This is a genomic window from Arthrobacter sp. CMU6 (genome assembly GCF_059090205.1).
The window spans coordinates 1-26,563 of sequence record NZ_JBNHFL010000017.1; the positions used below are offsets into that span (position 1 = coordinate 1).

Here is a 26,563-nt window from a genome sequence, read left to right on the forward strand (position 1 = left end):
CTCGCACGCTCGCCCGGGGACCCCTGCGGCCGTGGGCCCACCCAGCCGCACCCCAGGCTCGCACGCTCGCCCGGGGACCCCTGCGGCCGTGGGCCCAGCCAGCCGCACCCCAGGCTCGCACGCTCGGCCGGGGACCCCTGCGGCCGTGGGCCCAGCCAGCCGCACACGCGACGCGGGGTCACTTATCGCCCTTCCCGGAGGTCCGGACAGGCGGTAACTGACCCCGCGTTTGCTTTTTTACGCGCCGATGAGCGGCGACATCGCGAGCTCGAGGACGAAGGCTCCAGAGGCCGTGGCTACCGGCGTCAGGACCCACAGGGACAGGATCCGGGTCACCAGTTTGCGGTGGGTGGTGGCGAATTGCTGGTTTTCGCCCGCGCCGAGCACGGAGGACGTCACCGTGTGCGTGGTGGAAACGGGCCAGTGCAGCCCGATCGCGCCAATAAACAGCAGCAGGGCGCTGAAGCCCTGGGCCACCACACCGCGCAGCGGATCGATCCGGGTGAGCCGGTAGCCGATGGTGTGGGAGATGCGCCAGCCGCCAAACAGGGTGCCCACCGTAATCATGGCCGCGGACAGCAGCGCCACCCACAGGGGAAGCGAACCGCCGTCGGAATAGCCGGCGGCCAGCAGCGCCAGGATGAGTACAGCGCTGATCCGCTGGCCGTCCTGCAGCCCGTGGCCAAAGGCTACGGCGCCGGCAGCAATGGACTGTGCGGCCCGGAACCTCTTGTTGACCACGCTCGGCTGGGTATAGCGCGCAGCCCAGGTCACAGGAAACACCAGCAGGTAGGCGGCGACGAAGGCAATAACAGGCGAGAGGGCCAGGGGGAGGACCACCTGGAACAGGAGCGACTGGTCCACGCCGCCCACCGAGTTGCCGCCCACTACGACGCTGGCGGTACCAGCACCCGCCAGTCCACCTACCAGGGCATGCGTGGAGGAGGAAGGAATTCCGCGCCACCACAGGAAAATGCCCCAGGCGCACGCGCTGGCCAGGCCCGCGAGGATAATGGTCAGGCCGCTGTCCCCCGCCGGGAGAACAACCCAGTTCTGGCTGATGGCCACCGCCAGTCCGGCGCTTAGAAGGGAACCTATGAGGTTGAACAGGGCGGCCAGAAGGACGGCGATGGTGGGGGTCAGGGCGCGCGTGCGCACTGCCAGGGCCACGGAGGTGGACACGTCCCGGAAGCCGTTGATGAAGGCAAATGCCGCGCTAAGGAGCACCACCAGGGCGAAGATGAACAGCGTCACCTCATGATTCCTTGACGATGATGCTGCCCACCTGGGTGGCGATGCGGCGCATGTTCTTGGTGACGTCGACCAGCTGGTTGGCGATGTCGCGGTGGCGGGCGTACTGGGTGGGCTTCATGTCCTTGAGCATGTCCGCGACCCATATGCGGTGGGTCCGTTCGGCCCGTTTGGCCAGGCGCAGGACCTCAATCCAGTAATCCTCAAGGTCGTCCAGGTTGTTCAGCCTGCGCATGGCGTCCGCTGTCAGTTCGGCCTGCCTGCTGATGATCTCCAGCTGGTCGGCGGCGCGCTTGGGCAGGCGGTCCAGCTTGTAGAGCGCCACCAGTTCGGCCGCGGCGTCCAGCTTCTCAATAGCTTCGTTCAGGCTCTGCGACAGGGCGTACATGTCCTCGCGGGGGAGCGGATTCACAAAGCTGGTGCGCATGTGCGTCAGCAAGGCGAAGTGCAGCTCGGCCGACTTCGCCTCGTGGTTGTGCATGTCCTCCACCAGCCGGTGGTGTTCTGTGGCCGGCGCACCCAGGATTTCAGCCATGGTGGCACTGGCAAACACGATCTGCCGGGCCAGCTGCGAAAGAAGGTTCAGGCCTGCGGGCTCCTGGGGAAAAAGGCGCAGCTTCATGAGTACCGGTCTCCGGAGGATCGTCAGGGCGGGACACCGCGGGAGTTTTTGACTTGACGTCCGAGCCGCAGCTAGTCAGTACTTTACCGGCACCTGCGTTGGGGCATAAAAATGGTGCCGAACCGGATACGCCTCTCGGCGGTAGGCCGCTCTAGGCGGCTAAATGTTGAAGCCCGGGGGTTTCGCGGTTCGGCACCTATTTCAGTCTTCTACTTTGGCTGGAGCAAGTCAACATTGACAGATCGGGCCTGATGGGTCAGTCCAGCTCACCCAGCCGCCACGCGTTGGCGGCGTGTTCGAGGTCCTCAGCGGTCTTGACGAGCAGGTGGGAGTTCCGTGTCAGCTTGCGCGCGTGGCTCTCGTTGGAATGCTCCGCGCCGTCCGCCAGCGTGGCCTGGCCCAGCGCCACCACGCGGCAGAACGCGGCGGACCGCTCCAGCGCCACGTCGAAGTCGCCGTCGAAGGCCCCGGACAGGATGGCGTCGGCCATGGTCTTCATTTCATCGGCGCCCGGCGGCTCGGCAGCACCGGCCACCACGTTGGAGACCTGGGCGGTGTCCTTGCCCGCCTTGAAATAAACGGAGATGCGCTCGGGATCCTGCACCGTTGCCGCGCGGAGGGCATACAGCCGCCACAGCGCACCGGGCAGCGAGCGGGCCGGGCTTTCCGCCCACATTTCCGCTATCGCTTCAAGGCCCTGCTCGTCGGCCAGTTTGACCAGCCGTTTGGTGATGACGGGATCATCGCTGTCCCGCCCGTGGCGCACCAAGGCCTGGGCGGCCAGGTGCGCAGCTTCCGAGACACGCGCCGGATCGGCGCCGCCTGCGAAAGGCTCGAAATCAATGGGCGCAAAAGGCTTCGGTTTGTGGTGCCGCTCCGCCCCGCCCGGGCCGCTGGTTCCTGCTCTCTGGCTCATGGTCCCACGCTACTCCTGCAAGGAACCGGAATCGAGCGTCCCTTCCGGCGTCCGTCCGTCCTGGACCGGCCGCCGGAAACCCTGCTGTCTCCCGGCAAAGACACGTTCGACGACGGCGGCGCGGCGCCGTGCTGAAGTCGCCACCGTCTGGGGTACAGTATTAAACGTCCAGAAATGGACTGGAACTGTTTCGCGTGTGCAGGCTCTTGAAGTCCGCATTTCGGCAGGCAGTTTGGGCCTTTAGCTCAGTTGGTAGAGCATCGGACTTTTAATCCGTGGGTCGTGGGTTCGATCCCCACAGGGCCCACTCTTTTAGCGAAGAGTGGAAAGTCCCCGGCTTCCTGGCAACAGGAATCCGGGGACTTTTTATTTCCGGCTAGCTCGCTGCCGGCAGGGCGTCCTCCCGGGCAAGAAGGCCTTGACACTCCCGTGCCGGGCAGCCCGGGGGGACCTTTTCCGCTTCGACGGCCAGGCTGGTTTTCCTCCCGCTGGCCTGAGCTTCCATGCCCGCGGTCACGTCCAGCCCGAACAGCGTTTCAAGGGCAGCGGTGTATTCGTCCTGCCGGCCGGCCGCCGCCAGCTCGCGCGCCCTCGACGTGGGAACATGCAGGAGTTGCCGTACCACCCGGCGCAGGGCAAATTCCACCGCTTCGGCCGTGGCCGTGCAGCCGTGCTGGTTCTTCACCCGGGCCACTTCACCCGCCAGTACCGACTGCATGTGTTCGCGCAGCGCCACGACCGCCGGATCAAGGAGCCGCACCTGCCGGTCCTCCTCGAAGCGCAGGGCGGCCTGCCGGACGAGCTCACGGGCACGCCGGACGGCATCGGTTTGTTCACGCGGCGAGGCCAGCCGCACATGCTCCAGCGTGATGAGGTCAAGCCCTGGCAGTTCGCCTGCTTCCGGTTCGAAGTCCCGGCTGAGGGCGAGGTCGACGACGACGAGTGGTGCGGCGGCGCCCCGCCGGAAGTTGCGGAAGTCCTCGGAGCTGAGCCTGGGTCCGCGCCCGCTGCAGCCGATCACCACGTCCGCTCCGCGGACGGCAGCGGGCAGATCCTCGGTGGTCAGGCCGGTGGCGCCCCGGGCTGATGCAAAGGCTTCGGCCCGTCCGGACCAGGAAAACACGGATACTGCCGGGCATGCCCGTGCCGCCAGGAGGGCAAGGGTGGATCCGGCGTAGGCGCCGGTGCCGATGACCACCACTGACAGGCCGGATAGGTCCCGGCATCCCAGCGTTGAGAGGACCAAGTCCAGCGCAACGGACACCATGGACCGGCCGGCCTCACCCAGGGCCGTCAGCGATCCAACGTCGCGGGCGGCGCGGGAGGCTGCCTGGAAAAGCCGGACCAGTGGTCCGCTGGCAGCTCCGGTCTCCTGGGCCGAGGCAAGCGAACGGCGCAGCTGCCCGGCGATTTCCCGTTCGCCCACCACTGCCGAGTCAAGGCCGGCACCCACCGAGAAGAGGTGCTCGGTCATGGCTGCGCCGGTCAGGCAGTCCAGGGCACTGCCGAGTTCCTCGGGGGAAACACCCGAGCACGCGCTGATGAGGCCCAGCACGCGCCTCCTGGTGATGTCCGGATCCGCAGCCGGTTCGACGTCGCAATAGACCTCGAACCTGTTGCACGTGGCAAGCACAACTGCTCCCGCGACACCGTCCACGTCCGCGATAACGTCCGAAGTGATGCGGACGGGTCCCGAACCGAGCCGGGCCAGGAACTCCAGGCCGGACCCCCGGCCTTCGGCGCCTCCAACCGGTTCGGGACCCCCGCCTCCGCGCCGGGGAACGGAACCCCGGTACAGTGTGCGGGCACGATGGGAAACCACAAGAGCAAACTGCCGTTCTGACGGGGGTAATCCCTCGATGGACCCCCCTGCACCCTGCAACAATTCGGCCCCCTTCTGCCGCAACGATCCCCACCCTGTCCTGCCGCGGCCCTTGGAGGCCGCCCCGGGTGGTGACCGCCGCCGCTTAAGAGGCCACCGCTTCCGGACCGGTCCCGCCGGTGGCCGCCGCTTATGAGGACACCGCCGGTTGTCGCTGGGACCAGGCGCCGTTGCCTGGCCCCAGAGCCAAGAGACCTTGCAGACAGGGTGGGGGACCCACCTTGGGAAATTCTTGACGGGCGGGGCGGCCTGCAGTCTGCAACGATGTACCGAAAGAGAAATATCCGAGTGGACGTTTGCCGCGAAAGGGGCCCTGCATGGCCGTGACAATGAACGATGTTGCCCGCGCGGCCGGAGTTTCCCTGAAAACCGTGTCGAATGTGCTCAACAACTATGAGTTCATCAGACCGGCCACCCGGCAGAAGGTGCTGGACGCCATCGCCGAGCTTGGCTATGAGGCCAACCTGACGGCGAGGAGCCTGCGTTCCGGTAAGTCCCGCATGCTGGGCCTGGTGGTGTCCGACCTCTCCGTGCCGTACTACGCGGAGCTTGCTTCGAAGCTCATGACTGTGTCAGCCGCCAGGGACTACCGCGTCCTGGTCGAGCAGTCTGCGGGAACCAGGGCCAACGAGCTCACCGCGCTGCAAGGATCCCTGAGCCAGCTGACGGATGGCCTCTTGTTCACGCCGCTGGTGCTCGACGCGGACGCCGTGGCCGCCGCCCGCCGCGGCACCAAACCCCTGGTGATGCTCGGCGAGCACATCGACGACCCCCGGTTCGACCTCGTCACCATGAAGAATGTGGGAGCTGCCAAGGCCATGACAGCCCACCTGCTGGCGGGAGGGCGGCGTCGTATTGCGGTGATCGGTGCCTCTCCCGGGGACCGTGCCGGTTCGCCCGGGCTTCGGCTGGCCGGGTACCGCGAGGCGCTGGCTGACGCAGGGGTGGACTTTGCTCCGGCTCTGATTGTTCCCTCGGAGTGGCGCCGGGATGGTGGTGCGTCGGGGGTGGGCAGGCTCCTCGACAGCGGCCAGCCGTTCGACGCCGTCTTTGGACTGAACGACGCCCTGGCTCTGGGCGCAATGCACGAACTGCTGCTCCGCGGGGTCAGGGTGCCCGAGGACGCAGCCGTGGCCGGGTTCGACGACATCGACGAGGCGCGGTTCTCGTCTCCGTCGCTGACCACTGTTGCACCCGGCATGGACGAGATCGCCGAGCGGTCCGTGCAGCTGCTGATCAACCGGATCGAGGGGGCCGAAAAGGCCGCCGCAGGCGTGCATATGGAAGCGGATTTTCGCTTGAGGGTCCGGGCCTCTGCACCATAGATTTCTTAGTACAGGAAAGGCGGATCCCATGATTGCCCTGCTCATCATCGACATGCAGAACGCTTACTTCGAAGCGCCGCAACTGGCAGCCCAGCGGGAGCGGTTGGTCACCGCCTGCAACAGGCTGCTGGACGGGTTCACGTCCAGCGGACACAAGGCGCTGCTGGTTGGCACCGAGCACGAGCGGGACAAATCCACATGGACGCTGAGCATGCTCGACGACGACCAGGGCTTTATTTTCCGCGGCAGCAAGCAGGCCGAGGCTGTGCCCGGCCTCGCCACCGACGGCCTGCCGCAGCTGAGCAAGACGCGGGACAGCGCATTCATTGGCACCAACCTGCTGTCCCGGCTGCGGAACTGGGGTGCCGACGAAGTGGTGCTGTCCGGTGTCTCCACGCACAACTGCATCGCCCAAACCGGCGCCGACGCGTTCGCCCACAACATCCGGGTCACGTACGCGGAGGACGCCATGGCCTCAGAGGACAGCCAGGACGCAGCGGACATGCTGCGGATCCTGTCCACCACGTACCGCCAGCCGGTCCAGTCGAGCGATGAGATCCTCGCCAGGCTCAGCGGAGGCCGCTGAGGCGGCCGCTAAGGGGCCGCCTGACACTTCTGAAACGTGGCGGAAACGAATGCCGTTTAGTCTGGGTCCCACGCCGACCCCCCAGGCCATTGAAGGGATCCTCATGCATCTGCTGCCCCGTGAGCAGGAAAAGCTCATGATCGTGGTCGCCGCCGACCTCGCCCGCAGGCGGCAGGAGCGCGGGCTCAAACTCAACTACCCCGAAGCCGTGGCGATCATCAGCTATGAACTGATCGAGGGTGCCCGGGACGGCCGCACCGTGGCCGAACTCATGAGCTACGGCACCACGCTGCTCAGCCGCGACGACGTCATGGAGGGCGTGCCGGAGATGATCCACGATGTCCAGATCGAGGCCACCTTCCCTGACGGCACCAAGCTCGTCACCGTCCACAACCCCATCCGATAGGGCGCCATGATTCCCGGAGAGTACGTCCTGCGTCCTGAACCGCTGGCCATCAACGCGGGCCGGGAGGCGATCGACGCCGTCGTCCTCAACACCGGTGACCGGCCCGTGCAGGTGGGCTCGCACTACCACTTCGCGGAGGCGAACCCGGCGCTGGAATTCGACCGGGGCGCCGCCTACGGCCGGCGCCTGGACATCCCCGCCGGCACCGCGGCGCGGTTCGAACCGGGCGACCGGAAGACTGTCCGGCTGATTCGGCTGGCCGGCAGCCGTGAGGTTTTCGGCCTGAGCAACGCGGTGAACGGCAGCCTCGATGCTGACCGGGCCGCCACTGACGGGGCCGCCACTGACGGGGAGGCCACTGACCAGGACGGCGTTGACCGGGAGGGCGGACAGCAATGAGTTTCGAATTGTCCCGCAGGCAATATGCGGACCTTTACGGCCCGACGACGGGCGACGCCATCCGCTTGGCGGACACCGAGCTGTTCCTCGAGATCGAGAAGGACCTCACGAACTACGGCGAGGAAGTGGTGTTCGGCGGCGGCAAGGTCATCCGGGACGGCATGGGCCAGAACGGCCAGGCCACCCGGGACGGGGACGTCCACGGGGGAGCCGTGCCGGACACCGTCATCACCAATGTGGTGGTGCTGGACTACACCGGGATCTACAAGGCCGACGTCGCGCTGAAGGACGGCCACATTTTTCGGATCGGCAAGGCCGGAAACCCGCAGATCGCAGATGGCGTGGACATCGTCATCGGCGCCAGCACCGAAATCATTGCGGGGGAACGCAAAATCCTCACCGCCGGGGGAGTGGATACCCACATCCACTTCATCTCCGCAGACCAGGTGGCCGCTGCCCTCTGCAGCGGTGTGACCACCATGGTAGGCGGGGGGACCGGACCCGCCGAAGGCACCAAGGCCACCACCGTCACTCCCGGAAAATGGCACATCCAGCGCATGCTACAGGCCGCAGAGGGGCTTCCCGTCAACATCGGGCTGCTCGGCAAGGGGCACGCCTCCAGCGTCGAGCCGCTGGCCGAGCAGATCCGTGCCGGCGCCGTGGGCCTCAAGGTCCACGAGGACTGGGGCTCCACCACGTCCTCAATCGACACCTCACTGAAGGTGGCGGACGAGTACGACGTACAGGTGGCCATCCACACGGACACGCTGAACGAATGCGGCTTCGTGGAGGACACCATCCGCGCCATCGGCGGGCGCGTCATCCACACGTTCCACACCGAAGGCGCCGGGGGCGGCCACGCGCCGGATATCATCAAAATCGCCGGCCTGCCGAACGTGCTTCCCGCCTCCACGAACCCCACGCTGCCCTACACCCGCAACACCATCGAAGAGCACCTCGACATGCTCATGGTGTGCCACCACCTCAACCCGGACATCCCCGAGGACGTGGCCTTCGCAGACTCCCGCATCCGTGCCGAGACCATCGCGGCCGAGGACGTCCTGCAGGACCTCGGCATCTTCGCCATCACGTCGTCGGACTCGCAGGCCATGGGGCGCGTGGGGGAGGTGATCACCCGCACCTGGCAGGTTGCGGACAAGATGAAGAAGCAGCGCGGCGTCCTGAAGGACCCCACCGGTGCTGCCCATGGCACCGCGGAGAGCGACAACTTCCGCCTCAAGCGGTACGTGGCGAAGTACACCATCAACCCGGCCATCGCGCAGGGCATGGCTGATTCCGTCGGCTCCGTGGAAGAAGGCAAGTTCGCGGACCTGGTGCTGTGGGACCCCGCGTTCTTCGGCGTGAAGCCCGAGCTGGTGCTGAAGGGCGGCCAGATCGCCTACGCCCTGATGGGCGATGCCAACGCGTCCATCCCCACACCGCAGCCGCGCACCATGCGCCCCATGTTCGCCACGTTCGGCAAGGCTCTGCAGCAGTCCTCCATCACCTTCCTGTCCCAGGCCGCGATCGACGCCGGCCTGCCGGAGGAGCTGGGCCTGGCGAAGGTCATCCGGCCAGTGTCCGGGATCCGTTCGCTGTCCAAGGCCGACCTGAAGTACAACGACGCCACGCCTGAGATCCAGGTGGACCCGGAAACGTACGCGGTGACGGTGGACGGGGAGGACGTCACCTGCGAGCCATCGGACGTTCTGCCCATGGCGCAGCGGTACTTCCTCTTCTAGGAGACTCAGATGATCATCGAGAAAGTCCTCGGCAATGTGCACGAGCAACCCGCCGGGTCTTACGCGGGCCTGCACCGGGAGCAGGTGGTGCTGCCCAGCGCCCAGCTGGTCAAGCGCATCCAGCGCGTCACCACCGACCACGGCAACGAGATCGGCATCAGGCTTCCGGCAGGATCGGCCGACCTCCGGGACGGCGACGTGCTGCACCTGGCCGAAACCAACATGATCGTGGTCTCCGTGCTGCCCACCGACGTCCTGGTGATCGCCCCACGGAGCATCCACGAGATGGGCATGGTGGCGCATTCCCTCGGCAACCGGCACCTACAGGCGCAGTTCTTCGACGCGGCCTCTGAATACGGTGCCGAAGTCATGGTGTGCCAGTACGACCACACCGTCGAGGACTACCTCAAACACGTCGGAGTGCCCTACGCCCGCCAGGAACGCGTCATGCCAGTGCCTTTCCGCCATGCCGAACACACCCACTAGTTCGGATTCCGCCGGTCGAGCTTGTCGAGACCAGATTTCGACGGGCTCAATCAGCGGGGGCTACCAGCTCGCGCTTCGGCAGCTGACCGATTCCGCGCTTCCCACCGGGGCGTTCGCGCACTCGCTGGGGTTCGAGACTTACATCGACCGGGGGTTGGTCCATGACGAGGAGTCCTTCGGGGTGTGGCTGGGGGCGTTCCTTTCGCAACAGCTGACCTATTCGGATGCCCTGGCCATGCGGTTCCTGTACGACGGCGTTCCTGTGGCTGAGCTGGATGACCTGCTGACCGCGCAGCTTTTGCCGCGCCAGGTGCGGGAGGCCAGCATCAAGATGGGCACCCGGCTGCTGGAAATCGGCACCGAGGTGTTCCCGTCTCCCGAGCTCGCAGAGTACCGGGCGCTGGTGAGCGGGGGCGGGGCCGCCGGCCATCAGCCGCTGGCGTTCGCCGTCGTCGCCCGTTCCCTTGGGGTTCCGCCGGCGGAAGCGATCGCTGCCTACCTTTTCGCCACCGTTACGTCCCTGACGCAGAACGCCGTTCGCGCCATCCCGCTCGGGCAGACCGCCGGACAGCGCGTGCTCCGGAACGCGCACGACGCCGTTGCTGCCGCCGTCGGGCGGGCCGCCCGCCTGACGCCGGACGACTTTGGGGCGGTCAGCCCAGGGCTGGAGATTTCGCAGATGAGGCATGAGCGCCAGCGGGCCCGCATGTTCATGAGCTAACTGTGCTTTTGAGTTCAAAGGAGGACATCATGACTGAACCCATCAAGATCGGCATCGGCGGCCCTGTCGGCGCCGGGAAGACCCAGCTCGTGGAGCGGCTCACCCGCCACATGAGCGCGGAAATCTCCATGGCCGCCATCACCAACGACATCTACACGATCGAGGACGCCAAGATCCTCGCCGCCAACGGCATCCTGCCCGAGGACCGCATCATCGGCGTCGAAACCGGCGGCTGCCCGCACACCGCCATCCGCGAAGACACGTCGATGAACACGGCCGCCATCGAGGAGCTCAAACAGCGGCATCGGGACCTGCAGGTGATATTCGTGGAGTCCGGCGGCGACAATCTCTCCGCCACTTTCAGCCCCGAGCTCGTGGATTTCTCGGTGTACATCATCGACGTCGCGCAGGGTGAGAAAATCCCGCGGAAGGCCGGCCAGGGCATGATCAAGTCCGACCTCTTCATCATCAACAAGACAGACCTCGCCCCGCACGTCGGCGCGGACCTGTCAGTCATGGAGCGGGACTCGCGGGAGTTCAGGGGCGCCAAGCCGTTCTGCTTCACGAACCTCAAGACGGACGAAGGCCTCGAACACGTCATTGAATGGATCCGGCGCGATGTCCTGATGCTCGACCTGGCCCAATGAGCACGACGGCGGATCCGCTGGTTGAGTCTGTCGAGACCCAGGGATTTCGACAGGTTCAATCACCGGCGACGGCTCAATCACCCTCGACGGCTCAATCACCGGCGACGGCTCAATCACCGGAACCCATGGGTGAGCTTGCGTTGCGGGTCGAGCATCGTGCCGGACGGTCCGTGGCCGCGCATCAGTACCATCGGGGCGCCCTGCGGGTTTTGCGGCCGCATTATCTGGATGACAGCGGGCAGGTTTGCTACGTCGTCGTGAATCCTGGCGGGGCTTATCTGGGGGCAGACCTTTACGTTCTGGACGTGGGGGTGGATGACGGGGCTGACCTGCTCCTCACGACGCAGTCGGCGACGAAGATCTACCGGACCCCGGGATCCTTTGCCGAGCAGCGCATGAGCGTCCGGCTGGGGGAGGGTTCGCGGCTGGAGCTGGTGCCGGACCAGGTCATCGCCTACCGGGAGGCCAGTTACCGGCAGAACACCTACATCACGGTACGGCCGACGTCGAGCCTGGTGATGGCGGAGGTGATCACGCCGGGATGGTCCCCGGACGGGGCCTCCTTCCGGTACGAGGAGCTGCGGCTCCGCAACGAGATCCGCGTGGAAACGGAAGCGGGCACCCGCCTGCTCGCCTTGGACAACCTGCTGGTCCGGCCGCCGCTCGACGACGTCACCGGCACAGGCTACATGGAGGGCTACAGCCACCTGGGTTCTCTGGTGGTGGTGGACGCCCGCGTGGACCAGGCGCTCGCCGACGAACTGCACCAGCTGGCGGAGAAGTTCGACGCCTACACAGGGGTCTCGCTCAGTGCCACAATGGACGGCATCACGGCCCTGGTGCTCCGGTCCCTGTCCCACAGCACCGAAAAACTCAATACGCTACTGGGTGGCTGCAGCGGCCTTCTCCGTCAACGCTGGTACGGCCAGGCGCCCCTGAACCTCAGGAAGTACTGATGACTACCTTGACCCAGTTCGCAGCCATGTACCGCGAGCGTGAGCAGTTGCCGCTCCGGACGCGCCTGCTGGCCACCTTTGGTGCGGTGGGCGTCCTGCATCTTGCCGCCGTCGTGCTTCTGCTTGCCGGCACGGCAACGTCGGGGCAGCCGTTGGCGTTCGGACTGGTGCTCACGGCCTACCTGGCCGGCATCAAGCACAGCTACGACTGGGACCACCTCGCCGCGATCGACAATTCCACGCGGAAGTTCGTGGCCCAGCGGCAGGATCCCACCAGCGTGGGATTCGCCTTCAGCCTGGGGCACAGTTCGGTGGTGATCCTGGCCGGCGCCCTGGTGGTTTCCGGGGTGTCGCTGGTGGGCAGGTTCATGACCGAGGGCAGCACCGGAAACCTGGTGCTGGGGCTGATCGGCAGCGGGGTCTCCGGCCTTTTCCTGCTGGCCATGGGGGTCTTCAACGGATCGGCGTTTCTCGGTGCCGCCCGGTCCTACCGCAGGGTCCGCGGCGGCGGAACGGTGCTGCCAGGGGAACTGGAAGCCAAGGGCTTTGTGGCCCGCCTGATGGCCCGGCCTCTGTCCAGAGTGCGGCGGCCCCGGAACGTGTACGTGGTCGGGTTCCTGTTCGGGCTCGGTTTTGATACCGCCACCACCATCGGACTCCTGGTGATGACGACGGCGGCATCCCTGGCGGGTGTTTCGCCCGTCGCGCTGCTGGCTCTGCCGCTCGCCTTCACCGCCGCCATGACGCTGTGCGACACGACGAACGGCGTTGCCATGATGCGGATGTACAAGTCAGCGGTCCATGATCCCGTGCGCAAACTTGGCTTCAACGCCGTGGTCACGGGGCTCTCGGCACTGTCCGCGCTTTTCGTCGCCGTGATAACCCTCGGCGGCTTCTTCAACGCGGCGTTCGGGCTGAAGGACCCGCTGACCGCCTGGCTGGCCGGCGTCGATCTGGGCGATGCCGGGCTGCTGCTGGTGGGGGCCTTCCTGGCGCTGTGGGGCGTCGCCGCACTGCTCGGGCGCCCAAGGGCTATGTCCTAGCCGCCGAGTTTTGCCCGCAGGCCGCCGATCACCACGTCCAGGCCGAAATCGAAGGCATGCCCGCCACGCTCCTCTGATGGTCCGGCGTTGCCCAGAGCCCGCTTGAGCGTGGGGTAGCCCTCGGCGGGCGGGTCCCAGACAACTTCCGGCGCCGCCAGGTCCAGGGCAGCTCCGAGGGCGAAGCTGTCGATGGTGGAGATGGCCGCCACGACGTCACGCCCGCGGAACCCCGCGCTCTCCAGGGCCAGGGCCAGATCCTCGTAGAGTCCGATGACCGCCGGATCGGTGATGGACTGCAGCACCAACAGCGGGGCCAGCCGCGGATGGCGGGCAAAGGCGTTCCGGTACGCGCGGATCAGGACCCGCAGCGCGCCCTCCCACTCGCTGTGGTCCACTGGGGGATAAGGCTCCTCGGTGATGATCCGGTGGCGCAGCAGTTCCAGGATCTCGTCCCGGCCGCTCACATGGTTGTAAATGGAGGACTGGCTGACGCCGATTTTTTTCGCGAGCTTCGGGAAACTGAAGTCGCCACTCTCGTCGACCAGCTCCAGCGCGGCCGTCGTCAGGGCCTCCACGGATATCAGCGGGAGGAGCGGGCGCCCCATGGAATCTCCTGTCTGCAGCTCTGGAACATCGGAACCCAGCCTAGTCTCCGGCTCCCGTCGTGGCCGCTTTTGCGAAAGCTATTGTGCTTCGCGCCACACGCCCTCATACTAAAACGAAAGCCTTTCGTTTAGTCGGGCTTCCCAGAAAGGACGGACCAGTGCCGGATATCCAAACCAGACCTCCGGCGTCGTCTGCGGACGGCGCCCTTAAGCGCAATGCCCTGGGCACGGGCGGCATTGCCTTCCTCGTCATTTCGGCGGCAGCGCCGCTGACCGTCATGGCGGGCGTTGCCCCGGTGGCCATCAACGTCGGCGGCATCGGCGCCCCGGCCGGCTACCTCCTGGCAGGCATCGTGCTCACCCTCTTCGCCGTCGGCTTCATGGCCATGACCCGGCATGTGAAGGCTGCCGGCGGCTTCTACACGTACATTTCACTGGCCATGGGTAAGACGGCGGGACTCGCCTCGGCCATCCTGGCGATCGTCTCCTACAACTGCCTGCAGATCGGCGTCTACGGCCTTTTTGCCGTGCAGACCCACGACATGCTCAAGGTGGTCTTCGGGCTCGAGGTGCCCTGGCCGGCGATCGCCCTTGCTGCCGTTGCCGCCGTCTGGTTCCTCGGCTACCGGGGCATCGACGTCGGCGCCAAAGTGCTCGGCGTGCTCCTCGTGGCCGAGACCGGCATCCTGGCCCTGATGGGGGCGGGTATCCTCGGCAGCGGCGGAGCGCACGGAATCAGCGTGGGTTCATTCAGCCCGGAGAACGCATTCGGGCCGGGCGTCCTGGCCATCCTCGGCATCTGCTTCGCCGCCTTCATGGGCTTCGAGTCCACAGTGCTGTACCGCTCGGAGGCCCGCGACCCGGACAGGTCGGTGCCCCGCGCCACCTACGTCGCCGTCGGCTTCATGTCCGTGTTCTATGCCTTCATTGTGTGGGCCGTGGTGCAGGCCTACGGCGAAGATCGTGCCGTGGAAGCCGCGGGGGAGCTGGCGGGCGGCATGTTCTTCCAGACCATCAACCACTATGTGGGTCCCTGGGCCGAGGTGGCAATGTACATGCTGATTGTCACCAGCGTCTACGCGTCCCAGCTGGCCTTCCATAATGCGATCAACCGCTACGTCTACATGCTGGCCCGCGACGGCGTGCTGCCGGCCTTCCTGGGGCGGACCCACCCCAAGTTCCAATCGCCGCACCGGGCTGGCCAGCTGCAGACGGTCCTGGCCGCCGCCGTCATCACCATCTGTGCCGTCCTGAACGCCGATCCCTACCAGCAGCTGCTGATCTGGGTGAACACCCCGGGGATTTTCGGCATCGTCGGGCTGCAGGGCTTGGTGTCGGTGGCCGCCTTCCTCTACCTGCGCCGGAATCCCGACGCCGTTACGAACCGGTTGATGGTCCCGCTCAGTCTCGCGTCGGCCATCCTGCTCTTCGGCGTGGTGCTGCTGATCGGGATCAATATCGAACTGCTCACCTTCGCCGACGCCCTGACCAACACCATCCTCATCCTGGTGACCCCGCTTGTCTTCATCGCCGGACTCCTGGCCGCCCGCTGGGTGCGCCGCCACCGGCCGGAAACCTTCGCCCAGATTGGAAGCTTCGAAACCCATGAATCCTGATGTGACCATCCTCGCCGGCACCGTCCACACGATGGACGGCATGCCGCCAGGGAGCCCGGCGCCGCAGGCCGTTGCCGTCCGGGACGGCGTGATCGCAGCCGTCGGAAGCCGTGCCGATGCGGCCGGGTGGCCATCCGCGGACGTCATCGACTTCGGTGACGCCGTGGTGACCCCCGGCCTGGTGGACTGCCACATGCATCCTGTTTTTGGACTGGAACTGACCCGCGGCTGCGACCTGTCCGGCGCCGCGGACCTGGCTGCGGTGCGCGCACTTTTGCGTGTCGAGGCTGCCGCAACTGCGCCAGGCGAGTGGATCCGCGGTTGGGGCCTGGACCCCAATGTGTTCGGATCGGCTGCCGCCCACCGCGGGCTGATTGACGACGCGGTCTCCGGACGGCCCTGCCTCATCCGGCTGTTCGACGGGCATTCTGCACTGGCCAGTTCCAGGGCCCTCGACATCGCCGGGGTAACCGGTCCGCGCTCCTTCGACCAGGCCGCCGAGGTGGTGTGCGACGGAAGCGGCAGGCCGACGGGGCTCCTGCTGGAAGCGGCCGCCGTCGAACTCGTTGCGCGGGTGATGCCTGCCGAATCCTTCGAGGCACGGAAGGCACGGCTCGCGGAACTGCTCACGCAGTTCTCACGCTCCGGGCTGACCGGGGCACACGTGATGGACTGCAACGACGATTCGCTGGAGCTTTACCGGGCGCTCGAAGAAGAGAACGACGGCGGCCTGCCGCTGCGCCTGCGGATCTCGCCGTGGTGCATGCCCGGCTCCGGTGAGCCGGACTGGCGCCGGCTGGCCGAGCTGGTCGGCGCCGGCGGGCGGCGCTGGCAGGTGGCCGGCATCAAGCTGTTTGTCGATGGGACCGTGGACAACGGCACGGCCTGGCTGTTTGAGCCCGACGCCTATGGCGAGTCGGTGGCGCCGTTCTGGCCCCGGCCCGAGGAATATGCCGAAGCCGTCCGGTACTTCGCCGGGCGCGGCATTCCCACGGCCACGCACGCCATCGGCGACGCCGGGGTGGCCGCGGTCCTGGACGCCTTCGAGTCCCTGACTCCGGGCACAGGGACTACTCCGGCGGTGCACCGGATCGAACACCTCGAGACCGTTCCGGATGAGCTGATCGGGAGGTTCTCCCGGTCAGGCCTCATCGCCAGCATGCAGCCGACCCACTGCACGCATTATTCCCGCGCCGACCATTCGGATAACTGGTCCACCCGCCTGGGCACGGAACGGGCCAACAACGCTTGGCGGTGTGCGGATCTCCGTGCTGCCGGAACCGTCCTGGGGCTCGGCTCCGACTGGCCGATCGCGCCCTTCGAGCCGCTGCCCATCCTGGCGGACGCCCAGTTGCGACGGCGCTCGGGCCGCCCCGGTGAACAGCCGATTGTTCCCGGCCAGGCCCTCACGGCCGGCCAGGCGCTTGAAGGCTACACCTCGCACGCCGCACGGGCTGCGGGGGAATGGGCGGTTTCCGGCTCCATCACCGTGGGCAAACGCGCCGACTTCACGGTGTTTGACGTGGATCCGCTGACTGCTGCTCCGGATGACCTTGCGGCAGCCGAGATCTTGGCGACATTCGTGGACGGGCAGGCGCAGCACTCGGCGGTTGGGACCGGCAGGCAGCAGTCCTAGGAGGTGATGGGCTCGAGCCGCCTGCGCAGCAGGCAGAACTCGTTGCCTTCGGGGTCGGCCAGGACGTGCCATTGCTCGTCGCCGGTCTGCCCGACGTCAGCCGGCCGGGCGCCGAGGGCCAGCAGCCGCTCCAGCTCGGCGTCCTGGTCCCGGTCGACAGGATTGACGTCGATGTGCAGCGGGAGTTTCCCGGTCCGCGGGTCGCTGCTGGGGCTCAGGATGATGGTGGGCTGCAGGCCGCCGAACCCGGCGTCGGGCGGGCCGATCTCGATCGCACCATCCTCCCGGTCGAGCTCGACGTAGCCGAGCACCTCGCTCCAGAACCGCGCGAGCAGTTCGGGGTCGGCGCAGTTGAGGACAAGTTCGCTGATACGGCATGCCATGAGCCTCAGTGTACGGAGACCCCAGGCACGGATGCGGTAATTTCCGGACCGGCGTGTGGCGGCGCGGGACCGGGCCGGCCCGGTGCCCCGGGCTTCCGCAGGACTGGCACTGACCTGCCCCGCGGTCCCTTAGGCGACGGCGTGATTCCCCTAGGCGAGGACGGCGGACGCCGCGCTCGCGGGGACCGTGTCCTCGGGCAGGTCCGCCAAAAGTTCGGCCGCCGTCGGCGGGTTGGCTCCGGGACGGCGCACGGTTATCGCGGCAGCTTTGGAGGCGGTGCGTCCCAGCGTTTCTAGCACGGCCGGCGCCAGGCCATCGGTTCCCCGCGCCAGCAGTCCGTAGATCAGTGCCGCCATGTAGGAATCGCCGGCTCCGATGGTGTCGGCCACGGCGGACCGGACTGCCGGCACCACCAGCTGCAGGTCGGCAGTGGCCAGCAGCGAGCCCTCGGACCCGCGCGTGACCACCGCCAGCCCCGCGCCGAGCTGGAGGATCCGTGCCGCGGTCTCCTCCAGCTGCAGGTCCGGGTACAGCCATCGGGCGTCCTCGTCGCTCAGTTTGACCACGTCGGTGAGCGGGACCAGCTCCTCGAAGATGGTCCGGGCCTCAGCCTGGCTGCCGAGGAGTGCCGGGCGGATGTTGGGATCGTAGGTGACCACGCATTCGCGGTGCGACTGCTCCAGGAGGGTCCTGACTGCTGCCGCGCCCGGAGCCAGGAAGGTCGCGATCGAGCCGGTGTGGAGCACTTTGGGGAGGGACGGCGGGGCCACGGGCGGCAAGTCCCAGCGGATGTCGAAGTCGTAGCTGGCGGAGCCGTCTGCGGCCAGCGTCGCGGTGGCGCTGGCCGTCCTGCCCGCCGTCCTGGAGCCGGGCAGGAGCACGACGCCGGCGCGGTGCAGGTGCGCCTCGATCGCCCGGCCGCGGTCGTCGTCGCCGATTGAGGTGAGGAGCGCGGTCCGGATGCCGAGCAGGCCCAGCCCGTAGGCAACGTTCGACGGCGATCCGCCCGGATGCTCGACGGTACCTTCCGCGGAGGCGACGACGTCCACCAGCGCTTCACCGATGACGATGACTTCCGGCGTTGCTGCGCGGGTTGCTGAGTCAGCAGTTCCTGCGTTGGCGGTTCCGGGGTTGGAGGTTGGGATCACGGTGGGCCTTTCAGAGAGCCGTCCGCGGGCCGAAGCCGGCCCGCGGACGGAGGTGGTGACGTGCTGGTTCTGGGTGGCGCTGGTTGGTGAGGCTGGGTTTGGGGTGGCGCTGCCGGGTCAGGCTGTGGCGGCACCCGTCATGATGGCCACGGCGTCGGTCATGCTGTGCGACTGCGGCGTGATGGTGGCCGCGCACTTTCCGAGCCGCTGGATGTGGATCCGGTCGGCGACGTCGAAGACGTGCGGCATGTTGTGGCTGATCAGGATCACGGGCAGTCCGCGGTCGCGAAGGTCCCGGACCAGCTGCAGGACCTGGTTCGACTCCCGCACGCCAAGTGCCGCCGTCGGCTCGTCCAGGACAACCACCTTGGAGCCGAACGCCGCGGCGCGGGCCACGGCCACCGCCTGGCGCTGGCCCCCGGACAGGTTCTCCACCGGGACTGTCACGTCCTGGAGCGTCGAGATGCCCAGCCGGGTCAGTTCCTCCTTGGCCTTGCGGCGCATCCCCTTGGTGTCAAGGACGCGGAAGAGCTTGCCCAGCGGGCCGGGAAGCCGTTCCTCACGTCCCAGGAACAGGTTGGAGGCGACGTCCAGCGCCGGTGACACCGCGAGGTTCTGGTAGACGGTTTCGATCCCGTGGGTGCGTGCGTCCTGCGGCCGCTTGAAGTGCACGGTCTGGCCCGAGACCTTCAGTTCGCCGGAGTCCGGTACCTCGGCGCCGGTGAGGCACTTGATGAGCGTGGATTTTCCTGCGCCGTTGTCGCCGATGATCGCCAGGACTTCGCCCGGGTACAGGTCCAGGCTTACGCCGTCCAGGCCCACGACTCGTCCGAATGTCTTGACGAGGTTCCTGGCCTGCAGGATCGGCTGGCGGACTTCGGTCTTGGCCGGCTGGAATTCTGTGGCGGTCATGATTTCACCTTTCGAATCCACTGGTCGATCGACACAGCGAGGATGATGAGGACGCCGACGGCGAGGGTCTGGTAGAGCACGTCGAGGCCGGCCAGGGACAGGCCGTTGCGGAACACGCCGACGATCAGTGCGCCGAGAAGGGAGCCCCAGATGGAGCCGCGGCCGCCGAAGAGGCTGGTTCCGCCGATGACGACGGCGGTGATGGAGTCGAGGTTCAGGTCCACGCCGGCGTTGGGGCTGGCTGCGTTCGTGCGCCCGATCTGGATCCACGCGCCGATGGCCAGCACGGCCCCGGCTGCGAGGTAAACGCTCATCAGAACCCGGTTCACCGGGATGCCGGCCAGGCGGGCGGCTTCCTTGTCATCGCCCACCGCGTAGACGTGCCGGCCCCAGGCGGTCTTTCCGAGGATGAACGCGACCGCAATGTAGAGCAGGAGCATCATGACCACGCCAGTGGAGATCCGCACGGGTCCGACCGGGAATGTGCTGCCCATCCATGTCAGCAGGCCGGGCATGGCCGAGCCGCGAACTGTGGAGCCGCCGGAGTAGAGAAGCGTTACGGCAATGAAGATGTTCAGCGTTCCCAGCGTGACGATGAACGGGGGGAGCCGGAACCTGGTGACCAGGAAACCGTTCAGCGCACCGGCTGCCAGGCCCACGATGAGGCCGAGGAGGAGAGCGAGCGGAGCGGGTGTGCCGCTGCCGACGGCCAGCTGTGCCACCACCATGGATGCGAGGATCATGACGGCGCCCACCGAGAGATCGATTCCGGCGGTGAGGATGATCAGGGTCTGGGCGATCGCGAGGGTTCCCACCACCGAGACCTGCTGGGTGATCAGGGACAGGTTCTCGACGCGCAGGAACCTCTCATTGAGGAGCCCGAAGACCACCACCGCAACAAGCAGGACAATGGCCGGGCTGAGCGCGGGATAGCGGTGGAGGATGTTGCGGATTCGGCTGAGCGGGGTCTGACGGTCGAGGAATTCCTCGGCCGGGTCTGCATGCCCTGCGGCGGGCGGTCCGGCGGTCTGTTGCTGGGTCACTGTTGCTCCTGAACTTCAAGGTCCTGGTGGGGCTGGTTCGAGTGGGCTGCTGCGGCGGCTGCTGCTTCTGCAGTTAATTCTCCTGCTGTGAACCGCGGGAGAGTACTGAATCTTCAGCGCTCTCCCGCGGTGCGGGGGGTTACTTGCCCCAGCAGATCTTGGAGGCCTCGGACGTGGTGATGCTCTTGACGCCGTCGACGGCCTTATCCGTGACGAGCTCGACGCCGGTGTTGTAGAAGTCCAGTCCTGGTGAGTTGGCCGGCTTCTTGCCGGTCTTGGCCAGCTCAACGATGGCCTTGACGCCCAGTTCCGCCATCTTCACCGGGTATTGCTGGGCAGTGGCGCCGATCACGCCGGCCTTCACGTTGTTGACGCCCGAGCAGCCGCCGTCCACCGAGACCACCAGCACGTCCTTTTCCTTGCCGGCAGACTTCAGTGCCTCGAAGGCGCCAGCCGCAGCTGGTTCGTTGATCGTGTAGACCACATTGACGTTCGGGTTCTTGGCGAGCAGGGTCTCCATCGCGGTCCGGCCGCCGTCTTCAGCGCCCTGGCTTGCCTGGCTGCCCACGATTTCGTAGTCGCCGCCCTTGCCTCCGGTGTATTTGCCGGTCTTGGCCTCGTCACCGTTCTTCTTCTTGTCCGCGGTGTCGATGCCGAGGCCGGTGAGGAAGCCCTGGTCCCGGTTGTAGTCCACCGAGACGACCTTGTCATCGAAAAGGTCCAGTAACGCGATGGTGGCCTTCTTCCCGCCAAGCTGCGCGGCGGTCCACTTGCCGATCAGTTCACCGGCGGCGAAGTTGTCGGTGGCGAAGGTGATGTCGGCCGCGTCAGCGGGGTCCGGCGGGGTGTCCAGGGCAATGACGAACAGTCCGGCGTCCTTGGCCTTTTTCAGCGCATCGACGACTGAAGGGCCGTTGGGCGTGATGAGGATGCCCTTGTCGCCTTTGGAGATTGCGTTTTCAATCGCCTGGATCTGCGTCTCTTCGTCGCCGTCAGCCTTGCCTGCTGCGAGCTTGAGGTCCACGCCGTCGGTTTCGGCGGCCTTCTTGGCGCCGTCCTGCATGGAAACGAAGAACGGGTTAGAGGTGGTCTTGACGATCAGGGACACACCGACCTTCTCGGCCGAAGAGCTTCCGGCTGACGAGGTGCTTGGCGAACTCCCGCCGCAAGCGGTGAGGCTGAGCGTGCCGAGGGTCAGGACTGCACCGATGGCAAGCAGGCGGTGGGTGACTGTCCGCGGGGCTTTGGAACTCAACATTGAATCTCCTGGTTTCATGGCACTTCTGGTGCCTGACAACGATGTCATGCATCATGTAATCAAGATCACAAGGTACAGTCAAGAGAAATCGGATGATGAAGGACCAATTTATGACAACGATGTCTAATCGTTACCAGCCTGATACGGCAAAGAACCGGCCTACGATGCGCCACGTAGCGGCACTGGCCGGCGTCGGCATCAAGACCGTCTCCCGGGTGATGAACGATGAACCGGGAGTGTCAGAGGCGACCCGCCAGCGCGTTCTCGGCGCTTCGCAGCAGCTCAATTACCAGTTGGATATGGCAGCGGGAAGCCTTCGCAGGGCCGGCCGCCGGACCCTTTCCATCGGTCTCCTGCTGCCAAGCGTGTCCAATCCCTTCAGCGGTGAGATTCATCGCGCCCTGGAGGACTCCCTGGCCGCCCGGGGCATTGCGGTCTTCGCCGCCAGCCTCGACGATGACCCCGAAAGGGAGAAAGCCCTGGTTGCCGCCTTCCTGGGCAGACGCGTGGACGGCCTGGTCCTCACGCCCATTGCAAAAAGCCAGTCCTACGTCATCCCGGAGCACTCACGCGACCTGCCCATGGTCTTCATCGACCGTGAACCCGTGGGCATCGAGGCAGACGCAGTGGTGACGGATAACGCGGTCGGATCAGCCATGGCCGCCAGCCACCTGATCGCACAGGGCCACACGAAGCTCGCCTATCTCGGTGACCGCACAGATATCCAGACCGCCCGCGAACGCCGTCGCGGCTTCATCGAAGAAGTCGGCAGGGCGGGCATCGCGACCTCCTCGGTTCCGGTGCTCGAAGGCCTCCACGACGAGGATTCGGCGAGGCGGGCCGCCCTTCGGTTGCTGACATCGGAGGACCCGCCCACGGCCATCTTCTCCAGCCAGAACCTCGTCACGTTCGGCGTTATGCGGGCGCTGAAAGAGCTTGGCGCCAGCAAGCGCGTTGCCCTCGTCGGCTTCGACGACTTCACCCTGGCCGACATGATGGAGCCAGGGGTTACCGTGATTGCCCAGCATCCCGACCGGATCGGAAAGCTGGCCGCCGAACGCCTGCTGGCCCGGATCGACGGCGACCAGAGCGCGGCGCAGACCTACGTCGTCCCCTCCGAGCTCATTACCCGCGGGTCCGGCGAGCTGCGTCCGCCTAAATGAACCGCCCACCGGAATGAACCGCCTACAGGAGTGAACCACCCGCGGGAATGACCGACCGTTCAGCCCAGTTCCGGACCCTCTCAACACCCACCCCGACAGGAGAATCATGACCAAGACGCTCTACGCCGAATTCACCGTCAAGCCCGGCAGCGAAGCACGGGTTGCCGAAATGATGCGCGAACTCACCGAGCAGGTGCGCAACGAGCCCGGCAATCAGCTGTTCCTGCCGTACACCCGGGAACGCAACCCCCGGGAGTACTTCGTTTTCGAGGTGTATCGCGACGATGCAGCATTCCAGGAGCACATCACGGCGGACTACGGCGCCCGGTTCAACGGGGAGCTCGCGGACCATATCGAGGAGGACGGGTCGGTGCTGACCTGGCTGCAGCCGGTCCATTAAACCCGGCCAGTTCGCCAGTTCGCCAGTCGCGCAACGCGAAGGTGACCGCGCGCAGGGACGGGGAGGGCCGGTGTCCGCACATTCTGCGGACACCGGCCTTCCGTGCGCCTGTCTTCGACGACGCCTGTGCTTACCTCCTGTTCTTGGTGGGCACTTGCGCCGTCTGGAACATGGACCGGCTGAGCGGCGTGACAGACAGCGACTTCAGCCGTGCGGTGCCGCCTTCGGCGAAGAGCGCCACCTGGTCGGCTCCCTGTTCAGGGAAGACCTGGTCCGTGATGGTCCGCAGGCCGTTCTGGGCGAACACCTCCACGGAGGACCGGTCCACATAGATGCGCAGCGTCACGTTGCCGCTGGCGTCCACGGTCACGGGGGCGGAATCCACCGAAACGAAGAGCGGGTGGAAGTCAGTGCTGCCGGAGTTGCTCCGGTCGACGTACAGCTCTCCGGCTGCCTTGTCGTACCCGATGACCGTCGACTTGTTGCCGTTTCCCAGCACGGTGATCCCGGCCTTGGACGCTGATCCGGGGGAGAACGTCATGTCGATCCGCTGCACGTCGCCCGAGCCCGCAGCCGGCAGTGCGTGGGTGCCGGCGGGAATGTTCCGGGCCCGCTTTTCGGTGTAGCTTTCCTTGGTACCCAGGCCATCAACCTGCTGGACTGCCTTTTGCGTCAGCCGCGGGCCGCCGGCCGTCTGCGTCAGGGCCACTTCGCGGGGGAGGGACATGGCGCTGCGCCACGGTGAGGTTGGAATGCTGTTGGCGTAGTCCCAATTGTTCATCCAGCCGAGCATGATGCGCTTGTCCTGGGGCATGTTGTTGAAGGACACGGACGCGTAGTAGTCCCGGCCGTAGTCCAGCCAGTCGTAGGTCTGGACGCGCGGCGTGGCCGGCCGCGGCGAGGCGATGAACTCATCTGCCAGGATGTGGCCCCAGCCGAACCGGTTGTTGTCCACCACCCGGATGCTCGCCTGCCGCCCCCTGAACTCGGAAACGTTCCACGACGCCCAGTCCAGGACCTCGCTGTTAGCCCCGGTGGCCGTCCTGACCACCTTGCCGTCCACCACGAGGTTGACGGTGGTTTCATCCGAACGGGGCACGGCGGCCTGGTCCGTCAGCATGATGTGGTCCAGGGTGAGGTGTCCCCAGCCCCCGGTGGCCTGGTCCACGATCCGGAGCTGTGCCTGCTGCCCGGCGAAGTCGGACACGTCCCAGCCCTTCCAGTTCAAGGCTCCGGCGTCATCGCCGGCGAGGCTGCGGACCACGTTGCCGTTCACCAGCAGCTGGGCTTCCAGCGTCTGCCCGGAGCCTGCCGTGCGGTGTCCGCCGCCCACCAGCATGCTCATGAAGTTCCGGTTTACCGTGAACGACGGCGATGTCAGGATTCCCTGCCTGTCATCGCCGGGCGCGCCTCCCGTGTCGAAGGTATTGATCCGTTTGGCGCCGATATAGAAGTCGCCGCCGGAGGTTGCCGGCTGGAACGCCGGTGCCAGATCCCCGGTGCCTGTCCACCCGGCGTCCGCCAGCGTGGAGCCGTCCGGTACCTCAAAGCCGTTGAACAACAGGTCCCCGGGCGGTGGGGTGTTGTCCAGCTTGTCAGAGACCCGCGGATGCTGTCCGCCGCCCACCAGGAAGTTGAGGTAATCGCTGTCCACGGTGAACTGCGGCGAGGTCATCGAGCCCAGCGGCCAGTCGCCGTCGGTGAATGAATTGATCAGGCCGGCGCCAGCAAATCCGGTGACGGCGTTCTGCCCCGTGAGGGTCCCGGCCGCGGGCGCCCCGGCGAACGGGCCGTCCTTCGGGTTGCCCGGTTCGTTGTTCACCGTCCAGCCGTTGTACGTGCCGTCGTTGAAGCCTGCCAGGGGAGTGCCCGCGGGCAGTGCGTCAACGGCCTTCGTCGTCTCCGAGGTGAACGTGGTGCCGTCAAAATGGCCCACGAAATATTGCCCTGCCGAGCCTCCGGCCACGCCCCCCGGGTTGATGTTGACCACCATCACCCACTTGACGTTCGCGGGGTCGCCGTCAACGGCGAGCGGGAACAGGTCCGGGCATTCCCAGAGCCCGCCCGTGGCGTTCGCCGGGCCGAACTCGCTGAGCTGCGTCCAGTCCTTGAGGTTGCCGGACTTGTACAGCACCACCTTGTGCTCGGTGGCCTCGACGGCGGCCATTACCCAGTAGCCGCCTCCGCCGGGGGAGTCGTACCAAAACACCTTTGGGTCGCGGAAGTTCGCCGAGTTGCGGTTGAGTACCGGGTTGCCGCTGTACTTGGTCCATGTCCGGCCCTCATCCAGGCTGTATGCCAGGGATTGGGCCTGCAGCCCCTTGTACGGCGAGGCATCCTTGTAGGCGCTGGTGAAGATTGCCACGAGCGGCGGATTCGTGGCCGTGCCCAGCCCGGAGCTGTTGTTCTTGTCCACCACCACGCTGCCGGAGAAGATGTCCTGCTGGTCGTCGGTAGCGATGGCCAGGGGCTGCTCCTGCCAGTGCACCAGGTCTGTTGACGTGGCGTGTCCCCACGACATGTTGCCCCACTGGTTCCCGGACGGATTGTGCTGGTAGTAGAGGTGGTAGACGCCCTTGTAGAACACCATCCCGTTGGGATCATTCATCCAGTTCTGCTGCGGCGTGTAGTGGTAGGCCGGCCGAAACTGCTCGTCGCCGGCAGTGCCCGCCGCCGTTGCCGTCCCTGCTCCGGCGAGTACCGTGGCCAGGCTGAAGCCGGCCACGGTCAGAGCGGTGCATAGCTGTAGTCTGCCGAATTTTCTCTGCTGCATAGTGCTGGTGTCGCCCTTCATCGCGCGTGCCTTTACCCACCTTAACGCGGGTAGACAACGTTGTCAGTGACTGGAACGCTAGGGGATGTCCGCAAGACAAGTCAACGGATCCGACGGCGGCAAATTGACATGCTGTTCGTGGAGCTGTTCTGCGGACACCGTTGTCAGGCGGGGTTCGCCGGAGGTGCCATTGTTAGGGTGGGATCATGAAACGCAGCCTCCTTGCCATGTCCATGCTCCCTGTCCTCGTCCTGCTCTCGGCCTGCGCCCAGGCCGAGGAAGCAGCCCAGAATGCAGCGAGCTCGGCGGTGTCCCAGGTTGCCAACACTGCGGCCGAACAGGTGAAAGGCCAGATCTGCACCCTGATCGAGGACGGCCTGGTGAGCGCCTCGGACAAGGCTGCGCTCGCAGGTCTTGTTGCCGGCGCCGAAACGGCCGGCGTGCCCGCGGAAATCACCGGTCCCCTGAAGGCGATCGCCGAGGCCGGCGACAAGGTTCCCAGCGATTCTGTCCGTGAGCTTCAGAAGGCCTGCGCTGCCGCCTGAGGCTCGGCCGCCGAAAGGCCATCAGCCAGTCGGACCGTCACCCGGCCGATCATAAGCGGGCACGACTTCCAGGGGCTTGGTCCCCGGCCGGCCCCGGT

The 26,563-nt window shown here is 66.4% G+C and carries 26 protein-coding genes and 1 tRNA gene; 16 read left to right on the forward strand and 11 right to left on the reverse strand.

The window, feature by feature from the left end; genetic code table 11:
* Nucleotides 1–237: 237 nt before the first annotated feature.
* From AC5RWD_RS13100 to AC5RWD_RS13110, 3 genes are all read right to left on the reverse strand, one after another.
* Entirely contained in the window at nt 238–1,254 is a 1,017-nt protein-coding gene (locus AC5RWD_RS13100; RefSeq protein ID WP_494020420.1) for an inorganic phosphate transporter, read from the reverse strand.
* A gap of 1 nt (nt 1,255) precedes the next feature.
* Complete coding sequence (locus AC5RWD_RS13105) at nt 1,256–1,873, reverse strand: DUF47 domain-containing protein (RefSeq protein WP_494020421.1); 618 nt, start codon at nt 1,871–1,873, stop codon at nt 1,256–1,258.
* A gap of 256 nt (nt 1,874–2,129) precedes the next feature.
* A complete protein-coding gene (locus AC5RWD_RS13110) occupies nt 2,130–2,789 on the reverse strand; it encodes a hypothetical protein (RefSeq protein ID WP_494020422.1) in 660 nt (219 codons plus the stop codon).
* A gap of 234 nt (nt 2,790–3,023) precedes the next feature.
* Between AC5RWD_RS13110 and AC5RWD_RS13115 the strand changes: the two genes are divergently transcribed.
* Nucleotides 3,024–3,096, forward strand: a tRNA-Lys gene (locus AC5RWD_RS13115).
* 69 nt (nt 3,097–3,165) lie between these two features.
* Here the strand turns inward: AC5RWD_RS13115 and AC5RWD_RS13120 are convergent.
* Nucleotides 3,166–4,509: a glutamyl-tRNA reductase gene (locus AC5RWD_RS13120; RefSeq protein WP_494020519.1), complete on the reverse strand. Its 1,344-nt coding sequence runs from the start codon at nt 4,507–4,509 to the stop codon at nt 3,166–3,168.
* A 479-nt stretch (nt 4,510–4,988) separates the two neighbouring features.
* Between AC5RWD_RS13120 and AC5RWD_RS13125 the strand changes: the two genes are divergently transcribed.
* From AC5RWD_RS13125 to AC5RWD_RS13170, 10 genes are all read left to right on the forward strand, one after another.
* Nucleotides 4,989–5,996, forward strand: a complete 1,008-nt coding sequence (locus tag AC5RWD_RS13125) for a LacI family DNA-binding transcriptional regulator (protein ID WP_494020423.1) — start codon at nt 4,989–4,991, stop codon at nt 5,994–5,996.
* Between the two features lie 28 nt (nt 5,997–6,024).
* Nucleotides 6,025–6,582, forward strand: a complete 558-nt coding sequence (locus AC5RWD_RS13130; RefSeq protein WP_494020424.1) for a cysteine hydrolase family protein — start codon at nt 6,025–6,027, stop codon at nt 6,580–6,582.
* Nucleotides 6,583–6,685: 103 nt separating this feature from the next.
* Complete coding sequence (locus tag AC5RWD_RS13135) at nt 6,686–6,988, forward strand: urease subunit gamma (protein ID WP_494020425.1); 303 nt, start codon at nt 6,686–6,688, stop codon at nt 6,986–6,988.
* Between the two features lie 6 nt (nt 6,989–6,994).
* On the forward strand, nt 6,995–7,387 hold the full coding sequence (locus AC5RWD_RS13140; protein ID WP_494020426.1) for an urease subunit beta: 393 nt from the start codon (nt 6,995–6,997) through the stop codon (nt 7,385–7,387).
* Complete coding sequence (gene ureC, locus AC5RWD_RS13145; protein WP_494020427.1) at nt 7,384–9,129, forward strand: urease subunit alpha; 1,746 nt, start codon at nt 7,384–7,386, stop codon at nt 9,127–9,129. The genes AC5RWD_RS13140 and ureC overlap by 4 nt, the downstream gene beginning before the upstream one ends.
* 9 nt (nt 9,130–9,138) lie before the next feature.
* The gene (ureE, locus tag AC5RWD_RS13150) at nt 9,139–9,615 is read left to right on the forward strand and encodes an urease accessory protein UreE (RefSeq protein WP_494020428.1); all 477 of its coding nucleotides are present in this window, start codon (nt 9,139–9,141) and stop codon (nt 9,613–9,615) included.
* Between the two features lie 49 nt (nt 9,616–9,664).
* A complete protein-coding gene (locus tag AC5RWD_RS13155) occupies nt 9,665–10,336 on the forward strand; it encodes an urease accessory protein UreF (protein ID WP_494020520.1) in 672 nt (223 codons plus the stop codon).
* A gap of 29 nt (nt 10,337–10,365) precedes the next feature.
* A complete protein-coding gene (ureG, locus tag AC5RWD_RS13160; RefSeq protein WP_494020429.1) occupies nt 10,366–10,983 on the forward strand; it encodes an urease accessory protein UreG in 618 nt (205 codons plus the stop codon).
* Nucleotides 10,984–11,108: 125 nt separating this feature from the next.
* Nucleotides 11,109–11,939, forward strand: coding sequence for an urease accessory protein UreD (locus tag AC5RWD_RS13165; RefSeq protein WP_494020430.1), 831 nt, complete (start codon nt 11,109–11,111; stop codon nt 11,937–11,939).
* Nucleotides 11,939–12,982, forward strand: a complete 1,044-nt coding sequence (locus AC5RWD_RS13170) for a HoxN/HupN/NixA family nickel/cobalt transporter (protein ID WP_494020431.1) — start codon at nt 11,939–11,941, stop codon at nt 12,980–12,982. The genes AC5RWD_RS13165 and AC5RWD_RS13170 overlap by 1 nt, the downstream gene beginning before the upstream one ends.
* Here AC5RWD_RS13170 and AC5RWD_RS13175 read toward each other — a convergent pair.
* Nucleotides 12,979–13,587 carry a TetR/AcrR family transcriptional regulator gene (locus tag AC5RWD_RS13175; protein WP_494020432.1) on the reverse strand — a complete coding sequence of 203 codons (609 nt, stop codon included), beginning with the start codon at nt 13,585–13,587 and terminating at the stop codon, nt 12,979–12,981. The genes AC5RWD_RS13170 and AC5RWD_RS13175 overlap by 4 nt on opposite strands.
* A gap of 158 nt (nt 13,588–13,745) precedes the next feature.
* Here AC5RWD_RS13175 and AC5RWD_RS13180 point away from each other — a divergent pair, with 158 nt between their 5' ends.
* Both AC5RWD_RS13180 and AC5RWD_RS13185 read left to right on the forward strand, forming a co-directional pair.
* On the forward strand, nt 13,746–15,203 hold the full coding sequence (locus tag AC5RWD_RS13180; protein ID WP_494020433.1) for an APC family permease: 1,458 nt from the start codon (nt 13,746–13,748) through the stop codon (nt 15,201–15,203).
* A complete protein-coding gene (locus tag AC5RWD_RS13185) occupies nt 15,193–16,839 on the forward strand; it encodes an amidohydrolase (protein ID WP_494020434.1) in 1,647 nt (548 codons plus the stop codon). The genes AC5RWD_RS13180 and AC5RWD_RS13185 overlap by 11 nt, the downstream gene beginning before the upstream one ends.
* On the opposite strand, the gene AC5RWD_RS13190 is transcribed toward AC5RWD_RS13185, so the two are convergent.
* The 5 genes from AC5RWD_RS13190 to AC5RWD_RS13210 form a co-directional block, all read right to left on the reverse strand.
* Nucleotides 16,836–17,222, reverse strand: a complete 387-nt coding sequence (locus AC5RWD_RS13190; RefSeq protein ID WP_307099230.1) for a VOC family protein — start codon at nt 17,220–17,222, stop codon at nt 16,836–16,838. The two genes, AC5RWD_RS13185 and AC5RWD_RS13190, sit on opposite strands and share 4 nt — an antisense overlap.
* A gap of 150 nt (nt 17,223–17,372) precedes the next feature.
* Complete coding sequence (locus AC5RWD_RS13195) at nt 17,373–18,371, reverse strand: carbohydrate kinase family protein (RefSeq protein WP_494020435.1); 999 nt, start codon at nt 18,369–18,371, stop codon at nt 17,373–17,375.
* 117 nt (nt 18,372–18,488) lie between these two features.
* The gene (locus AC5RWD_RS13200; protein WP_494020436.1) at nt 18,489–19,283 is read right to left on the reverse strand and encodes an ATP-binding cassette domain-containing protein; all 795 of its coding nucleotides are present in this window, start codon (nt 19,281–19,283) and stop codon (nt 18,489–18,491) included.
* On the reverse strand, nt 19,280–20,326 hold the full coding sequence (locus tag AC5RWD_RS13205) for an ABC transporter permease (RefSeq protein ID WP_102972837.1): 1,047 nt from the start codon (nt 20,324–20,326) through the stop codon (nt 19,280–19,282). The genes AC5RWD_RS13200 and AC5RWD_RS13205 overlap by 4 nt, the downstream gene beginning before the upstream one ends.
* Before the next feature lie 139 nt (nt 20,327–20,465).
* A complete protein-coding gene (locus AC5RWD_RS13210; RefSeq protein ID WP_494020437.1) occupies nt 20,466–21,584 on the reverse strand; it encodes a substrate-binding domain-containing protein in 1,119 nt (372 codons plus the stop codon).
* Nucleotides 21,585–21,748: 164 nt separating this feature from the next.
* Between AC5RWD_RS13210 and AC5RWD_RS13215 the strand changes: the two genes are divergently transcribed.
* A complete protein-coding gene (locus tag AC5RWD_RS13215) occupies nt 21,749–22,747 on the forward strand; it encodes a LacI family DNA-binding transcriptional regulator (protein ID WP_494020438.1) in 999 nt (332 codons plus the stop codon).
* A 106-nt stretch (nt 22,748–22,853) separates the two neighbouring features.
* Nucleotides 22,854–23,147 carry a putative quinol monooxygenase gene (locus AC5RWD_RS13220; RefSeq protein WP_494020439.1) on the forward strand — a complete coding sequence of 98 codons (294 nt, stop codon included), beginning with the start codon at nt 22,854–22,856 and terminating at the stop codon, nt 23,145–23,147.
* A 130-nt stretch (nt 23,148–23,277) separates the two neighbouring features.
* On the opposite strand, the gene AC5RWD_RS13225 is transcribed toward AC5RWD_RS13220, so the two are convergent.
* The gene (locus tag AC5RWD_RS13225; protein WP_494020521.1) at nt 23,278–25,920 is read right to left on the reverse strand and encodes a GH32 C-terminal domain-containing protein; all 2,643 of its coding nucleotides are present in this window, start codon (nt 25,918–25,920) and stop codon (nt 23,278–23,280) included.
* 206 nt (nt 25,921–26,126) lie between these two features.
* Between AC5RWD_RS13225 and AC5RWD_RS13230 the strand changes: the two genes are divergently transcribed.
* A complete protein-coding gene (locus tag AC5RWD_RS13230; protein WP_494020440.1) occupies nt 26,127–26,465 on the forward strand; it encodes a hypothetical protein in 339 nt (112 codons plus the stop codon).
* The last annotated feature ends 98 nt before the right edge of the window (nt 26,466–26,563 follow it).

Bases quoted from the DNA above. Each gene is read 5' to 3' on its own strand.
- ureG (WP_494020429.1), top strand. From the start codon at position 10,366: ATGACTGAACCCATCAAGATCGGCATCGGCGGCCCTGTCGGCGCCGGG.
- ureC (WP_494020427.1), top strand. From the start codon at position 7,384: ATGAGTTTCGAATTGTCCCGCAGGCAATATGCGGACCTTTACGGCCCG.
- AC5RWD_RS13125 (WP_494020423.1), top strand. From the start codon at position 4,989: ATGGCCGTGACAATGAACGATGTTGCCCGCGCGGCCGGAGTTTCCCTG.
- AC5RWD_RS13190 (WP_307099230.1), bottom strand. From the start codon at position 17,222: ATGGCATGCCGTATCAGCGAACTTGTCCTCAACTGCGCCGACCCCGAA.
- AC5RWD_RS13175 (WP_494020432.1), bottom strand. From the start codon at position 13,587: ATGGGGCGCCCGCTCCTCCCGCTGATATCCGTGGAGGCCCTGACGACG.
- AC5RWD_RS13220 (WP_494020439.1), top strand. From the start codon at position 22,854: ATGACCAAGACGCTCTACGCCGAATTCACCGTCAAGCCCGGCAGCGAA.
- AC5RWD_RS13185 (WP_494020434.1), top strand. From the start codon at position 15,193: ATGAATCCTGATGTGACCATCCTCGCCGGCACCGTCCACACGATGGAC.
- AC5RWD_RS13225 (WP_494020521.1), bottom strand. From the start codon at position 25,920: ATGCAGCAGAGAAAATTCGGCAGACTACAGCTATGCACCGCTCTGACC.
- AC5RWD_RS13165 (WP_494020430.1), top strand. From the start codon at position 11,109: ATGGGTGAGCTTGCGTTGCGGGTCGAGCATCGTGCCGGACGGTCCGTG.
- AC5RWD_RS13215 (WP_494020438.1), top strand. From the start codon at position 21,749: ATGCGCCACGTAGCGGCACTGGCCGGCGTCGGCATCAAGACCGTCTCC.
- AC5RWD_RS13170 (WP_494020431.1), top strand. From the start codon at position 11,939: ATGACTACCTTGACCCAGTTCGCAGCCATGTACCGCGAGCGTGAGCAG.
- AC5RWD_RS13210 (WP_494020437.1), bottom strand. From the start codon at position 21,584: ATGTTGAGTTCCAAAGCCCCGCGGACAGTCACCCACCGCCTGCTTGCC.
- AC5RWD_RS13230 (WP_494020440.1), top strand. From the start codon at position 26,127: ATGAAACGCAGCCTCCTTGCCATGTCCATGCTCCCTGTCCTCGTCCTG.
- AC5RWD_RS13130 (WP_494020424.1), top strand. From the start codon at position 6,025: ATGATTGCCCTGCTCATCATCGACATGCAGAACGCTTACTTCGAAGCG.
- ureE (WP_494020428.1), top strand. From the start codon at position 9,139: ATGATCATCGAGAAAGTCCTCGGCAATGTGCACGAGCAACCCGCCGGG.
- AC5RWD_RS13200 (WP_494020436.1), bottom strand. From the start codon at position 19,283: ATGACCGCCACAGAATTCCAGCCGGCCAAGACCGAAGTCCGCCAGCCG.
- AC5RWD_RS13110 (WP_494020422.1), bottom strand. From the start codon at position 2,789: ATGAGCCAGAGAGCAGGAACCAGCGGCCCGGGCGGGGCGGAGCGGCAC.
- AC5RWD_RS13105 (WP_494020421.1), bottom strand. From the start codon at position 1,873: ATGAAGCTGCGCCTTTTTCCCCAGGAGCCCGCAGGCCTGAACCTTCTT.
- AC5RWD_RS13140 (WP_494020426.1), top strand. From the start codon at position 6,995: ATGATTCCCGGAGAGTACGTCCTGCGTCCTGAACCGCTGGCCATCAAC.
- AC5RWD_RS13135 (WP_494020425.1), top strand. From the start codon at position 6,686: ATGCATCTGCTGCCCCGTGAGCAGGAAAAGCTCATGATCGTGGTCGCC.